The 13,812-nt window shown below is 67.4% G+C and carries 14 protein-coding genes; 7 read left to right on the plus strand and 7 right to left on the minus strand.

The features are described from left to right. Positions 1–2: 2 nt before the first annotated feature. The 3 genes from aztC to aztB are packed head-to-tail and all read right to left on the minus strand — an operon-like array spanning position 3 to position 2,937. A complete protein-coding gene (aztC, locus tag AB8M46_RS20235) occupies positions 3–902 on the minus strand; it encodes a zinc ABC transporter substrate-binding protein AztC (protein WP_378418784.1) in 900 nt (299 codons plus the stop codon). Then, on the minus strand, positions 899–2,089 hold the full coding sequence (locus AB8M46_RS20240) for a hypothetical protein (RefSeq protein ID WP_394361165.1): 1,191 nt from the start codon (positions 2,087–2,089) through the stop codon (positions 899–901). The genes aztC and AB8M46_RS20240 overlap by 4 nt, the downstream gene beginning before the upstream one ends. Then, the gene (gene aztB, locus AB8M46_RS20245) at positions 2,086–2,937 is read right to left on the minus strand and encodes a zinc ABC transporter permease AztB (RefSeq protein ID WP_037338133.1); all 852 of its coding nucleotides are present in this window, start codon (positions 2,935–2,937) and stop codon (positions 2,086–2,088) included. Before aztB ends, AB8M46_RS20240 begins: the two co-directional genes overlap by 4 nt. A gap of 47 nt (positions 2,938–2,984) precedes the next feature. Here aztB and aztA point away from each other — a divergent pair, with 47 nt between their 5' ends. Both aztA and AB8M46_RS20255 read left to right on the plus strand, forming a co-directional pair. Then, entirely contained in the window at positions 2,985–3,722 is a 738-nt protein-coding gene (aztA, locus tag AB8M46_RS20250; protein ID WP_394361166.1) for a zinc ABC transporter ATP-binding protein AztA, read from the plus strand. A gap of 83 nt (positions 3,723–3,805) precedes the next feature. Then, positions 3,806–5,815, plus strand: a complete 2,010-nt coding sequence (locus tag AB8M46_RS20255) for an acyltransferase family protein (protein ID WP_394361167.1) — start codon at positions 3,806–3,808, stop codon at positions 5,813–5,815. Here AB8M46_RS20255 and AB8M46_RS20260 read toward each other — a convergent pair whose 3' ends face one another. Further along, positions 5,816–6,379: a TetR/AcrR family transcriptional regulator gene (locus AB8M46_RS20260; protein ID WP_037338148.1), complete on the minus strand. Its 564-nt coding sequence runs from the start codon at positions 6,377–6,379 to the stop codon at positions 5,816–5,818. It abuts the gene before it with no gap. A gap of 89 nt (positions 6,380–6,468) precedes the next feature. Between AB8M46_RS20260 and AB8M46_RS20265 the strand changes: the two genes are divergently transcribed. Further along, a complete protein-coding gene (locus AB8M46_RS20265; protein ID WP_394361168.1) occupies positions 6,469–6,930 on the plus strand; it encodes a nuclear transport factor 2 family protein in 462 nt (153 codons plus the stop codon). Here AB8M46_RS20265 and AB8M46_RS20270 read toward each other — a convergent pair. Continuing rightward, complete coding sequence (locus AB8M46_RS20270; protein WP_394361169.1) at positions 6,927–7,610, minus strand: class I SAM-dependent methyltransferase; 684 nt, start codon at positions 7,608–7,610, stop codon at positions 6,927–6,929. The two genes, AB8M46_RS20265 and AB8M46_RS20270, sit on opposite strands and share 4 nt — an antisense overlap. 81 nt (positions 7,611–7,691) lie before the next feature. On the opposite strand from AB8M46_RS20270, the gene AB8M46_RS20275 reads away from it, so the two are divergent. The 3 genes from AB8M46_RS20275 (at position 7,692) to AB8M46_RS20285 (ending at position 11,237) form a co-directional block, all read left to right on the plus strand. Next, positions 7,692–8,732 (plus strand): DUF2891 domain-containing protein, encoded by a 1,041-nt coding sequence (locus AB8M46_RS20275; protein WP_394361170.1) that lies wholly within the window; start codon positions 7,692–7,694, stop codon positions 8,730–8,732. Positions 8,733–9,257: 525 nt separating this feature from the next. Further along, positions 9,258–9,659 carry a hypothetical protein gene (locus AB8M46_RS20280; RefSeq protein WP_233629657.1) on the plus strand — a complete coding sequence of 134 codons (402 nt, stop codon included), beginning with the start codon at positions 9,258–9,260 and terminating at the stop codon, positions 9,657–9,659. A 123-nt stretch (positions 9,660–9,782) separates the two neighbouring features. Then, entirely contained in the window at positions 9,783–11,237 is a 1,455-nt protein-coding gene (locus AB8M46_RS20285; protein WP_394361171.1) for a trypsin-like serine protease, read from the plus strand. A 57-nt stretch (positions 11,238–11,294) separates the two neighbouring features. Here AB8M46_RS20285 and AB8M46_RS20290 read toward each other — a convergent pair whose 3' ends face one another. Beyond that, positions 11,295–11,726 (minus strand): hypothetical protein, encoded by a 432-nt coding sequence (locus tag AB8M46_RS20290; protein ID WP_394361172.1) that lies wholly within the window; start codon positions 11,724–11,726, stop codon positions 11,295–11,297. Between the two features lie 337 nt (positions 11,727–12,063). Here AB8M46_RS20290 and AB8M46_RS20295 point away from each other — a divergent pair, with 337 nt between their 5' ends. After that, positions 12,064–12,315: a hypothetical protein gene (locus AB8M46_RS20295; RefSeq protein WP_394361173.1), complete on the plus strand. Its 252-nt coding sequence runs from the start codon at positions 12,064–12,066 to the stop codon at positions 12,313–12,315. Here AB8M46_RS20295 and AB8M46_RS20300 read toward each other — a convergent pair. Continuing rightward, the gene (locus tag AB8M46_RS20300) at positions 12,287–13,747 is read right to left on the minus strand and encodes an aldehyde dehydrogenase (protein ID WP_394361174.1); all 1,461 of its coding nucleotides are present in this window, start codon (positions 13,745–13,747) and stop codon (positions 12,287–12,289) included. The two genes, AB8M46_RS20295 and AB8M46_RS20300, sit on opposite strands and share 29 nt — an antisense overlap. Between the last annotated feature and the right edge of the window lie 65 nt (positions 13,748–13,812).

The following is a 13,812-nucleotide window of genomic DNA, read 5'->3' on the forward strand; positions in this document are numbered from 1 at the left end:
GATCAGGAACGGGTCAAACCGGTGGTGATCGATTCGGTGTTGGCGCGCATCATTTCCAGGTAGGTGGCCGCGCCCTGGCCTGGTTCGCTGAGCGACTCGGAGAAGAGCGGGGCCACCTGGACGTGCAGTCCGGCCTGCTCAGCCAGCACCCGCGCGAGCCGGTCCGGTTGGGAGGAATCCGCGAAGATCACCGGCACGCCCGCCGCGCGAACGGTGTCGGCGAGGGATTTCAGATCCGACGAGCTGGGTGATGCGAGCGTCGTCCCGCCGGGAATCACCGCGCCGACGACCTCGAACCCGAACCGCTGGGCCAGGTAGCCGAACACGTGATGGTTCGTCACCAGCTTCCGGCGTTCACGGGGAATCCCGCCGAACTTCTCGGTCATCATGCGGTCGAGCGCTTCGATCTCCCCGCGATAGCGGTCGGCGTTCGCGCGGATGACCGCTTCGTCGACGCCGCCGACATGGGCGACGACCTCGTCCGCGATCGTCTTCACCGCATCGCGCACCCGTGCCGGATCCGTCCAGAAATGCGGGTCCGGCTTGTTGTCGGCGTAACTGATCGGATTCACCCGCTCCCCGGCGGGCAGCGCCGGTACGCCGTTTTCCTCGGCGGTGCGAACGGTGCGCAGCATGCCCTCTTCGAGCCCGAGTCCGTTGTAGACGATCAGCCCCGCCCGCTCGACCTGGGCGGCCTGCTGTGCGGAGATGCCGAACGAGTGCGGATCGGCGTTCGGCTTCATCAACACGGTCACTTCGGCCTGATCGCCGACGACGGCGCGGGTGATGTCGCCGAGGATGTTCGTCGTGACGACGACCGACTTGCCGCCCCCGCCGCTTCCGGAGCATCCCGCCGCCGCCAGCAGTGCCACCGCGACCAGGGCGAGCGCCCGGCGCCTCATCGGCCGGTCTCCACGATGTGACCCGCCTTGCCGCCGACCTTCAGGGTCCTGGCACGCCGGAGGTTGTCGTTGTAGTCGATCTCGTACACCTCAGCGGACAGCGGGTTGTTGACGTAAGCGCGCGTCAGATCGACCTGGATCAAGGCGGCGGCTGTCGCTTCCGGAGTCAGGAGCGGGATCGCCGTCTGTTCCTTTCCGGTGCCGTCGAAGGAGCGCAGCTTCCCGTCTCGGCTGAGGACCAGCAGTGGGCCGCCCTCACCGACGGCGTTCACCGCGGCGACCGGTCCGGTCTCGACGTACTGCCAGCTGCGGCGTCCGACGTCCAGCGACCACACGGCTGACTCGCCCGCCCGGGCGGCCAGCGTGGCACCACCCGGCCGATGGAAGAAGGCGGTGGCGCGTTCCTGAGCGGTGACGCTGCGCGGATACGGGATTTTCACCCCGGCGAACGCACCGTCCTTTTCGGTCACCAGCAGAGCGCCGTCCGCGCATCCGAAGACGACACCTCGCCGGGTCACCGCTTGGCCCCGTAGTTCCGGACAGGGCTGGTCGATCTCGGCCACGGCCTTGCCTTGGCGGTCGTGAACACGCACTCCGCGGGCGAACGGCTTACCGGTGTCCGCCACCGTGGCGATGATGTGCTCGCCGTACGGGATCGCGACGCCGGCATGCGGCTCGCGCGGGATCTTCCCCAGTTCGGTGAACGTCCCCTTGTCCAGCGCGGCACGGTCGAGCAGGATCGCCGTTCCGTCCGAATAGGACAGTGCCGAGACCGCGGGATCGCTGTAGGCAGCCAAGAGCTGCTTTCCCGGCGCCAGCCCGACATCACGGACCTTCGCCCGGTAGTAGTGGACGTGGTCACCGTGGTCGACCATCCAGGACCCGCTGTCGATCACCCGGATCGTGCCGTCACCGGCTGTCAGGTAGCCGAAGCGGCCGTCGCCGGTCACGGCCTGCACGCCGTCGACGCGCCCGACTTCGTGCACCTCCTCGGTGATGAGGTCCACGACCCGCACCGCGCCCGTGTCCGAGTCGGCGACGATCAGCCGTGACTGCGCCTCGGCCGCTTCCTCGGCGCCTTCGACATAGCCGTGTGGGACTTCCGCGGTCACCTCCTTCGGCTGCTCGCCGCCGCACGCCGCCAGGGTCAGCGCCGCGACGACCACCGTCACTGCTTTCAGTTTCATCGTGAGCACTCGATCTCCGGTGTCAGGGAACGGAATCGCTGTCGTACGAAGGAAAGGAACGCGGAAAGGAAGAACAGGAGGACCGCGGCGGCGGCGATGGTCGCGCCGGCCGCGGTGCCCCAATGCCAGGACACGAGCAGACCGCCGACCGTGGCGGCGATGCCGAGCAGCGCCGCGACGAGCATGATCGTGGTGATCCGCCGCGACCAGAAGAGCGCCGCCGCGGCGGGGGCGATGAGCAGGCCGAACACCAGCAGTGTCCCCACGACACGGAACGACGCGACGATCGTGAGCGTGACCAGCCCGAGCAGCACCGCGTTCGCGAGCCGTGGCCGCAGTCCCAGGGTGTGCGCTTTGCGGACGTCGAAGGTGAGTGCGGTGAACGAGCGGTGTCCCGCCAGTGCCACCACCCCCACGACGAGCAGGGTGATCGCGAGGCCCACCAGATCGCCGGAGCCGACGGCGAGCACGTCACCGAACAGGAATCCGGTGAGATCGACGGCGAACGACCGCGAGTGCGACACGATGATCACGCCGCTCGCGAGCATGCCGACGAACAACAGCCCGATCGTGGTGTCCTCGGAAAGCCGCCGCGAACGCCCGAGCGCCGTCACCCCGAGCGCCATCACGCCGGCGCTGATCGCCGCACCGATCAACAGGTTCACGCCGGTCAGCGAGGCGATCGCCACGCCGGGCAACATGCCGTGCGACATCGCGTCGCCGATGAACGCCATACCGCGCAACACCACCCAGGTGCCCACGACCGCGCACACCGCCGAAACCAGCACTCCGGCCACCAGCGCACGCTGCACGAACGACACTTCGAAGGGGATCAGCAACCACTCCACGCGTCACACTATAGTGGTAATGATTGTCATTATCTGAAAGAGGTGGGATGACCCAGGACACAACGGCGCTCACGATCGACCGTGCGCACGCCCATTACGGCTCCCGCGAGGTGCTGCGCGGGATCACCGCCCAGATCCCGTCGGCGCGGCTCACCGCGGTCGCCGGCGCGAACGGCGCGGGCAAGTCGTCGCTGCTCAACCTCGTCGCGGGCGTGCTCCCGCCGACCACCGGTTCGGTGACCCGCCGGGATCCAGGCCGAGTCGCCTACGTGACCCAGCAGAGCGAGGTGTCGCGATCGCTGCCGATCACCGTGCGCGCGACCGTCACGATGGGCCGCTGGGCGCACCGGGGCCATTGGCGACGACTGTCCAAGTTGGACCGGAAGATCGTCGGGGAATGCCTGGAACTACTGGAGATCACGTCGATCGCGGACCGGCCGATCGGCATGCTGTCCGGCGGGCAGCGGCAACGCGCGCTGGTGGCGCAGGGACTCGCCCAGCGATCCGGGTTGCTGCTGCTCGACGAGCCTTCGGCCGGTCTCGACCTGCATGCCCGCGGTTTAATCGATGAAGCCTTGCGTGCCGCACTCGCCGCGGGTACGACGGTCGTACGGGTCACGCACGATCTCGAAGTGGCGGGCCGGGCCGATCACTGCCTGCTGTTGCAGGACGGCCGCCTCGTCGGCGAAGGCGCGCCCGCTTCGGTGCTGACCCCGGAGCAGGTGGCGGAAGCCTGGGGTCTTCCGTCCGGCAGGGCGAGCAGACCGCGGCACGTTGTGACGTGACACTCCCCTGACGGTGGGAACGAAATCACCCTGGGTCACCACCTAGGCTGCCAGGACGTCCGACCGTCAGTGAGGAATCGCGTATGCCAGCCGCCGAAGCAGCGGAAACGCGCCGCCGCTATCGGCCAGAGTTGCAGGGACTGCGTGCCCTCGCGGCGCTACTGGTCGTGGTCTACCACGTGTGGCTGGGCCGGATCTCCGGCGGCGTCGACGTCTTCTTCCTGATCTCCGGGTTCCTCATCACCGGCCAGCTGGTGCGGGCCGCCGGCCGTGGACGGATCGCGTTCCGGCCGCTGTGGGGCCGGATGATCAAGCGGTTGTTCCCCGCCGCGCTGACCGTTCTGCTCGCGGTGCTCTTCCTGGGGATGTGGCTGCTGCCGCAGGATCGCTGGTTCCAGACCATCAAGGAGGTCTTCGCCGCCGCGCTCTACGTCGAAAACTGGCGGCTGGCGGCGGACTCGGTCGATTACTTCGCCCAGCACAACACGGCGAGTGTCGTCCAGCACTACTGGTCGCTGTCCATTCAGGGGCAGTTCTATCTCGTGTGGCCCCTGCTGATCGGGCTCGTGGCCTTCGCCTCCACCCGGTTGCGCCGTTCCCTGACCGACTCGGTCGCGATCACCCTCGGTGTGTTGTTCGCCGTGTCGCTCGCGTTCTCCATCCGGCTCACCGCGACGAACCAGCCGCTGGCCTACTTCCACTCCCTCACCCGGGTCTGGGAGTTCGCCCTCGGCGGGCTGCTCGCACTGGCCATCGACCGCTTCGTCCTGCCACGGCTCGCCCGGATCCTGCTGGGCTGGATCGGCGTGGCCGCGCTGGTGACCTGCGGGATGGTCCTGGACGTCGGCGAGGTCTTCCCCGGCTGGGCGGCCTTGTGGCCGACCGTGTCCGCCGCGCTCGTGATCGTCGCCGGTGCGACCGGCAGCCGCGCGGGCGCGGATCGGTTCCTGTCGTCCCGGCCGCTGGTGTACCTGGGCAACCTCAGCTACGCGCTGTACCTGTGGCACTGGCCGGTGTTGCTGTTCTACCTGGTCGCCCGGCATCGCGAAGCCGTCGGACCACTCGGCGGGGCGGTGGTGATCGGGGTGTCCCTGGTCTTGGCGGCCGCCACCTACCGGTTCGTCGAAGAACCGGTGCGGAAGTCCTCGATCGGCGAGCGGACGCCCTGGGGCGCGTACCGATTCGCCGTGCTCGCGCTGCTGCCGGTGCTCCTGGTCGCCGGAACCTGGCAGGTGGTGAGCACCAAGAAGGCCGACTTCACCATCGCACTCGACGACGAAAACCATCCCGGCGCGATGGCGCGAGACCCGGAGACGCCGAAGAAGACCGTCCCCGGCAAAGAAGCGTTACCTCCGTTGATCGCCGTCCCGAACGACTGGGGCGGTATCCCCGACGCGCAATGCACACCGTCCCGGTTCGACCAGATCCTCGAAGTGTGCACATCCCGGCCGGAGGGCGCCCCGACGAAGACGATCGTCGCCGTCGGTGACTCGCATATGCAGCAATACCTGGCGGCGATCAAACCGATGGCGGAGAAGAACGGTTACCAGGTCACGTTCATGCTCAAGGGAGCGTGCCCGTTCTCCACGACGTCGGACGTGATGCCGGGCGACCCGGGCTGTCTCGCGTGGAATTCGGCGGCACAGAAGGAAATCCTGGCGATGCGGCCGGACGCCGTGGTGGCACTGTCCACTCGGGACGTCCGGGTCGGCCCCACGGAGAAGACGCCGCAGGGGTTCGTCGACCAGTGGAAGGTCCTCGACCGCGCGGGAATCCCGGTGGTGGCGATCCGGGACAGTCCCCGCCCCGGCTTCTCCCCGCCCGCCTGCATCGACGCTCACGGAATCAAAGCACCCGAATGCACCGTGCCGCGGAACAAGCTGCTCGCCGAGCCGCCGTACGCGAAACTGAAGGACGTTCCCGAGAACGTCTCCTTCCTCGACTTCAGCGACTACTTCTGCGGGCGGGGACTCTGCCGTCCGGTCGTGGGGAACGTGCTGGTGTACATGGACGACAACCACGTCACCGCCAGCTTCATGACCACCCTGTCCCCCGTGCTGGAACGAGGAATGATCAGCGCGCTCAGCTGGTGATCACAGGCCCAGCAGCGCCTTGACGGCCTCGCGCGCCTGACGGGCCGGCGCCGGGTCGCCGCTGATCCCCGCCGTCACGATCGCCCCTTCGGCGAGGAGGTACACCGGTTCCGTGACCGGCCGTCCGGTGGCCCGCACCCAGTTGTCGATCTGCTCGTGGAACGCCTGTTTGTGGGCCCGCACCTCGGCCAGTACGGCCGCGGACGACGGACCGAACTCGCCGTGGGCGTTGATCCAGGCGCAGCCGCGGAAGCCGGGTTCGGCGAACCAGTCGGCGAGCCAGTCGAAGACCGCGAGCACGCGCGCCCGGGGATCGTGGACCTGCTCCACGCGAGCGGCCAGGCTGCCCCGCCAGCGCTGATCACGGCGTTTGAGCATCGCCACCACGAGGTCTTCCTTGGCTTCGAAGAAGCGGTAGATCCGCTTGAGCGAGAGGCCGGACGCCGCGCGGACCTGATCCATGCCGACCGCCTGGATGCCGTTCTCGTAGAAGAGTTTCTCGGCGGCATCGAGCAGGGCTTCGCGGTCCACGCGGTTCTGCTCGTCGGTGACGGCGGCAGGCATCGGTACTCCCTTGACGTCGAGAACGGTCGTTCCCTATCGTAGGCGCCGACCGTAGAGAACGCACGTTCTCTACATGAGGAGGTTCGACCATGACGGAAGATCGCCCGCCCTACCCGCCGTTCACCCGGGAGACGGCGCTGCGGAAAGTACAAGCGGCGGAGGACGCCTGGAACACGCGCGATCCCCGGAAGGTGGCGTCGGCGTACACGCCGGACTCCGTTTGGCGGAACCGCGACACCTTCGTCCAGGGCCGGGAGGAGATCGCCGCGTTCCTGACGGCGAAGTGGGAGCGAGAGCTGGATTACGCGCTGCGCAAGAATCTCTGGACGTTCACCGAGAACCGGATCGCCGTCCGGTTCCAGTACGAATGGCACGACCGGGCCGGACAGTGGTGGCGCAGCTACGGTAACGAACTCTGGGAGTTCGACGCGCACGGCCTCATGAGCCGTCGCGAGGCGAGCATCAACGACGTCGCCATCCCCGAAGCCGAGCGACGCATCTTCGGCCCGCGTCCCCAGGAGGAACACGGCGACGAGTTCCCGCTCCGCTAGTCCACGATCGCCGAGATCTCCCACAGCCCCAAGGACTTGTCGGCGTAGGCGCCGCCCTCCTCGGTGCACCCCTCGACCAGTACGGCCAGCGGTTCGGGGAACCCGAACGGTTCGCGGCACAGGTTCAGCGGCCGCCAGTCGCCGGTCACGATGTCGTTGTTGGTACCGAGTTCGGTGAACGTCGTGGTCAGCAGGTACCGGGAACCGCTCCGCCGGAGGTTGCGCAACGCCCGCTCGATGTCGGCGAAACTGAGATGCACCAGGCAATCCCGGCACAGCACGAGATCGGCCTTCGGCAGCGGGTCGGCGGTCAGATCGAGCACCTGGAATTCGTGGACCGGATCGCCCCGGAACCGCTCCGCATTCAGGTCGATGAGATCGGGAACGATGTCCGCGCCGATGTAGCGGTCGAGATCGAGATCCACCTCGCTGAGCCAGCCGTAGTCGCCACAGGGGAGATCGAGCAGCGTCCGAACCCCGAACCGAGCGAGGAGCGGCGGCAACTGATCGCTCAGCTCCCGCGTCTGGACGGACTCGGAGCCGGGCCCGGAGGCCGACGAGGAACTCCACAATCGGGAGCGGAAGATGTAGGTGAAACGATCCTGGGTCCCCATGCTTTCCAGCTCGCCGGCGACCCGACGGAAGTTGCGCTGCGCCGTGGTGATCGGTCGTTCGTCCACTTCCTCATCGTAGATGACCTCGTGAGTGGTAAGGACGGTTAGAACCGTCCTTACCACTCACGAGGTTCCGGGGGCAGCGTCATGACCGATTGGAATTCCGAACGAAACGAGCTGCTCGAGGCGAATGCGGAGGCCTTGGCCAGGACGGCGTTGACGAACGTCGTGCGCGAGTATCCGCACCACGAAAGTCACTGGCACCTCGAAGGCGTACCCATCCCCTCCCCGCGGCTGGCGCACCCGTGCTTCTACGGCAGTTTCGATTGGCATTCGTGCGTCGAGATGTTCTGGGTGCTCGTACGCCTGCTTCGCCATCACGGGGATCTCGTGCCCGCCGACGAGATCCGCGACACCCTCGACGAACACCTGACCGCAGACGCCCTCGCGGGCGAGGTCGCATTTTTCACTCCAGAGGAACACCGCACCACTCAGCGCCCTTACGGCTGGTCGGCGTTGCTGGAGCTCACCTTCGAAACCGCCACCTGGGACGACCCGGACGCCGCGCGTTGGTCGACGGGGCTGCGAGAGTTGAGTGCGATCTTCGTGACCCGCTACCTCGGCTGGCTGCCCAAGGCCACTTACCCGATTCGATACGGGGTGCACGACAACGGCGCGTTCGGATTGTCCCGCGCCCTGCCGTACGCACGCCATCTCGCCGACCACGGCGACCCGCGGCTGCTCCAGGTCCTCACCGAGACCGCCTGGCGCTGGTTCGGTTCCGACCGTGACTACCCCGGCTCCTGGGAACCCTCCGGGGCCGACTTCCTGTCCCCAGCCCTCGCCGAAGCCGAACTCATGTCCCGCCTGCTCCCCACAGCCGAGTTCGCAGGCTGGCTGGACGGATTCCTGCCCGGCGTCGGGGAACGGAAACCCGCGACGCTCTTCACGCCGGTGACCGCGACCGACACCTCCGACGGGCTGCTCGCCCACCTGCACGGCCTCAACCTGCACCGAGCCTGGTGCTGGCACCGGGTCGCGCGCGCCCTTCCCGGCGATGACGAGCGAATCCCCGCCATACTCGAAACCACGCGCGCTCACACCCAAGCCTCATTCGCACAGGCGACCGGCGGCGCCTACATGGTCGAACACTTCCTCGCCTACTACGCACTCCTACTGCTCGGCTGAGTGTCCACCCGTTCAGACTAGTCACTCGCTGTTGGTAAGCCGAGCGGGTCGACAACGGGCGTCCAAGCGCCTGAACGAGTGAACCCACCGTGAGCATGCCTGCTCGAATCTCGGCGAGCTTGACCGAAGTTCGACCGTACTCGACAGTTGCGATCAGCATTTCGCATCATGCGAAAGCGGCAAACAAACAGGGGAAGATCTTGGTCGCCACCTGCGAAGAGAACCGCAGCTGCACTTTCACGTCGGCGCCGGAAAAGGCAAGTTGCCGAGCTGTCGGCGGCGCTGGTCCATTCGGCCCCACCCGCTACTTTTAGTAGTTTTCCGGGTCACCCAGACCGTTGAGCGACGCGTGCATACCGTTCAGCGCGACACACGCTGTACTACTGAACGGTCACAGTCCGCTTTCGCCAAGATGTCCTCAGCCGCACCGGTCAAGAACCGGTAACGCACGCGTGGCCCCCTGCTGTCACAGGAGGCCACGCGGATGTCCATTCGCAAGCTCGCTAGAACAAGGACAGGACGGTCGTGACCATACAGCCTGATAACGCGAAGACACCAGACAACGGACCGCCCCAACGGGTCAAGGTCGTCATCGAACACGTCGAAAAGCCGGCTCGGCGAGTCGCGACGTCCGCGGAGATGATCCGCGCGGCGCGGCCGCTGCTGAGGACGCCGGGACGCCATCGCAAAGTGCAGAGCCGCGACAGCTGGCTCTGCCTGGCGATGGCGGTCCTCGCCGGCTGGGCTCCGACGTTGCGGATGTGCCTGCTGCTGACGGTCGGTGGCGCCATCGTCGTCGGCGTCGTCGAGATCAGCACTCCGAAAGTCGGGGTGTCGGCGGGGACCAGCATCGGTCTTCTGACTCTTTTCGGCGCCTGGATTGTGAAGTCCCGGCAAGGTAAACCGCGGCGAGAGCCGAGTCTGTAAACGAATTCCGCCCCGTGCCCGCCTCGTCGCGGGCACGGGGCGCGGCAATGTCGGAAAATCTCCACGCCTGTTCGGTGCCCTCCGGTTAAATGATCGCGAAGTCCCGACATGTGAGGAGATCTCGTGCGGAGAGCTAGAAGACTGGGGGCCCTGGTCGTTTCGGTGCTGGCGGCGGCCACGGCACTGGGCGGCTCGGCGTCGGCCGAAACCGTGCAGTCGTTCCACACCTCGCTCGACCCCGCTTCGGTGCGGGAGTCGGTGCGCTATCTCGTCGAGAACTACCGAGTGAGCGAACAGGAGGCGTTGCGCCGCCTGGAATTGCAGACCGACGGCGGCAAGCTGGACGAACTGCTGCGACGCGACCGCGGCGCCGAGTACGGCGGCATGTGGCTCGACCAGGACCGGGGGCAACTGGTCGTCGCGATGACCAAGCCGGCGGCGGCCGAGCCGTATCTGAGGGCGATGCCAAGGCGTTCCGCTGTTCGCACGCAACAGGTCCAGCACTCGTTGCAGCAGCTCACAGCGGCGAAGGAACGCGTCGCCGCCAAGGTCGGCGCGGGACCGGACGCGGTCTACCTGCCGTCGGTGAGCGAGTCGGAAAACCGTGTGGTGCTTTGGGAACGCGACTGGGTGGCGCGGGCGAAGGCGGCCGTGGCCACCGAGACGAGCACCGCGCAACGGGCCACAGCGGAGGAATCCGGCATGGTCGTCTCCCGGGTGCTGAAGAATCCGAACGCGCTGGCCACGCCGAACGTGGATCTCGGTTTCTGTCATCCGCTCTACTGCACGAACTACGGTCCGATGCGGGGCGGCCTCCGGCTGGACATGAAGCGGGACGACGGCACCTGGGGCGGCTGCACCAGCGGGTTCAACCTGCGGTCCACCGGTGGCGGTTTCCCCGGCAAGGGCTGGGTGCTCACCGCCGGGCACTGCATGCGGACGAAGACCAACAACACGCCGACGCAGCACAACGGCAATGACGTCCTGCAGCAGCACGGCATCGAGAAGAGCTCGTATCCGTACGACTACGCGGCCCTGCCGTACGTCAACGACGCGGCGTCGACGAAGTGGCTCGAAGGCCAGACCGGCCACAACCGGGTGCTGAAGTACTGCCGCAACGGAGGCATGGACAGCAACGGCGACACCCCGTGCGGTGCGCAGGCCACCTCTGTGGACGAGTACATCACCGGCGCGCGCAAGCTCGCCGAGATCAAGGCCGGGTATGTCGTCTGCGCTTCCGGCACGGCGTCGAGCAAGGTGAACTACCCCGATTCCGTCGACAGCGGAGCGGGCGCCGGCTACCTCGTCGGGACCCGCTGCGGCCGGGTCCTGTCCACCGATGTCGGCATCAACACCGACCTGTGTGCCCGTCCGGGCGACAGCGGCGGACCGCTGTTCAGCCAGGCCGACCACGCGGCGCTGGGCATCCTGGTCGGCAACCAGCAGTCCCGCTCGGGCCCCTGCCAGGCCGGTGAGCTGAACAACTACGCGCCGATCGAGACGATCACGACCGATCTCAGCGAGCGGATCGCCAGTCAGGGATCCACCTTCGCGGTGATCACGACTCCGAACGGCTGATCTCGCCAGTAACTGGAGGCCCCCTTCGTCGCGGACGCGGTGAAGGGGGCCTTCGCGTCACCTGGTCAGCAAGGGACCTTCGTAGCGCAACGCGTCATCCTCGCCGTACACCCGGACCGTCAGCTCCGGCGGCTCCCAGGGTGCGAACACCTCGTCGATCGTCCGGGGCGCCGGCCCCAGGTCCACGTCCACGGCGAAGGTGTGGGCCACGATCTCGGCCTGGACGACGACGCCGTCCGCGTCGGTCACGTCCAGCCGGGTCACCCCGGGGTCGATCGCTCCCAGCGCGCCCGGCCGCGCGCTCCACACCGCGAACCCGCGCTCCGTGGTGTCACTCCCGTATCCGGTGCTCATGATGTTGAACAGCGTGCTTTCTCCCGCTCGGAAGACGCATTCCGCCTCGACGCCCGAATCCTGGTACGCCAGCATCCGCCCGTCCCCGGTGCTGGACCCGATCCGGGCTCCGGTGTGCCACCCCTCGTGTGACACCTGGCCCGCCGATCCCGAGGATCGGTAAAGCTCCGTCAGGATCATCAGTTCCGCGATCCACCGCGCGGTTTGTTCATCACTTGCCGGGGCCACTACGCGTGTGCCCTCCTCTCCGACTGTCCACAAGGGTCACCATCGAGGCTGGCACACCCGGATGTCGATCACATCGGGGTTTCCCCGGAGATCGCCCCGCCCACTGCACGGTTCGGTGCAACCGGCGTCGGCGATTAGGCCGAGCAGAGCAATCTCGCGGTATCCCCGTCATGGGTGACCCGGTCGCCCGTCGGAGTGTCGCCGGGGCGAACCGGCGACACTCCGAAGCAGAGGGGTACGGCTGATGACCGCGCAGCGCACGATCACGGACGAGATCGGCGAAATCGGTGTCTGGCTGCTGGGCGAGTTCGGCGGCCGGTTGCCCGCGAACGTGATCAGCCGGGTGCTCAACGCGAGCAAGCGCGACCTCGAAGGCCGTATCGACCCCGAAGAGCTGGGCGAGATGTTCCATACGCTCTGCCGGTTCCGGCTGCAGCGGATCCTGGCCGCGGACGAGCGGATCACGGTCAAGATCCCGGACGCTCGCCTTTCGTGACGGTCTTGAGCTCGACGTACTGCGCGAGGCCGGCCGCGCCGTATTCACGGCCGATGCCACTGGCCTTGTAGCCGCCGAAGGGGCCGTCGAAGCCGATCGGCGCCCCGTTGACGGTGACCGTCCCGGTGCGCATGCGCCGTGCGACGGCGAGCGCGCGGTCCTCGTCGGCCGACCAGACACCGCCGGAGAGCCCGTACTCGGAGTCGTTGGCGATGCGGACCGCGTCGTCCTCGTCCGTATAGGGGATGACGACGAGCACGGGCCCGAAGATCTCCTCCTGGGCGATGCGCATCGCGCTGTCGACGTCGGCGAACAACGTCGGCGTGACGTAGTTGCCCTTGTCCAGGCCTGCCGGGATTCCCGAGCCTCCGGCGACCAGGCGCGCGCCCTCGGCGATTCCGATCTCGATGTAGTCGCGCACCCGCTGTTGCTGGTCCGGCCGCACCATCGGGCCGATGAAGGTCTTCTCGTCGGCCGGGTCGCCGACCACGAGCGATTCCATCATCTCCTTGAGCCTGGCGACGACCTCGTCGTACCGGTCGCGCGGCGCGAGGATCCGTGTCTGCGCGATGCAGGCTTCGCCGTTGTTGAGCAGCGATCCGAACTTCAGCCCGGCGATCACGTCCTCGAGGACGGCGTCGGGCATGATCACCGCCGCGGACTTCCCGCCCAGCTCAAGGCTGACCCGTTTCAGCCGCTCCCCCGCCAGTGACGCGATCCGGCGGCCGGCGGCGGTCGAACCGGTGAACGCGATCTTGTCGACGCCGGGGTGCTTCACCAGGTACTCGCTGGTCTCGCGGTCCGCGGGCAGCACGCTGATCGCTCCGGACGGCAGCCCGGCCTCCTTGAGCAGCTCCGCGAGCAGACTCATGCTGAGCGAATTCTCCGGCGAGACCTTGAGGACGACGGTGTTCCCCGCGAGCAGCGCCGGGACGATCTTGGCCATCGACGCCGAGAACGGCGAGTTCCACGGGATGATCGCGGCGACCACGCCGATCGGCTCCCGGCGCACGATCGAACGGAACGGCGCGGACGGGTCCGAGGGCGTGAGCGTCTCCTCCCACCCGAATTCCTCCGCCGCCTTCAGGTACGAGACGGCGAGACGTCCTACTCCGGGCTGTCCGGCCTTGGTGAACCAGAGCGCGGAACCGTTCTCGGCCGAGATGAGCTCGGCGATCTCGTCCGCGCGGGCCTCCCTCAGCGCGTTCAGCCGCCGGAGCACCGCGATCCGCTTCTCCGGCGGAGTCCGTGGCCACGAACCTTCGTCGAAGGCGAGCCGTGCCGCGGCGACGGCACGGTCGACGTCGGCCGGAAGAGCTTGGACGACGCGTCCGAGAACCGACTGGTCATGCGGGGACACGATGTCCAGCCGCGCCGGATCGCTCGGCGCCGTCCACTCGCCTCCGATGAAGAGCCTGTCGTTCGTGATCATCGTTCTACCTCGCTAACTGTCACACCTGAGTAGCATTTATGACGGTTAACGACACAGCTGCGTGA

The sequence above is a fragment of the Amycolatopsis sp. SB7-3 genome, assembly GCF_041021335.1.
In the GTDB taxonomy this organism is placed as follows: domain Bacteria; phylum Actinomycetota; class Actinomycetes; order Mycobacteriales; family Pseudonocardiaceae; genus Amycolatopsis; species Amycolatopsis japonica.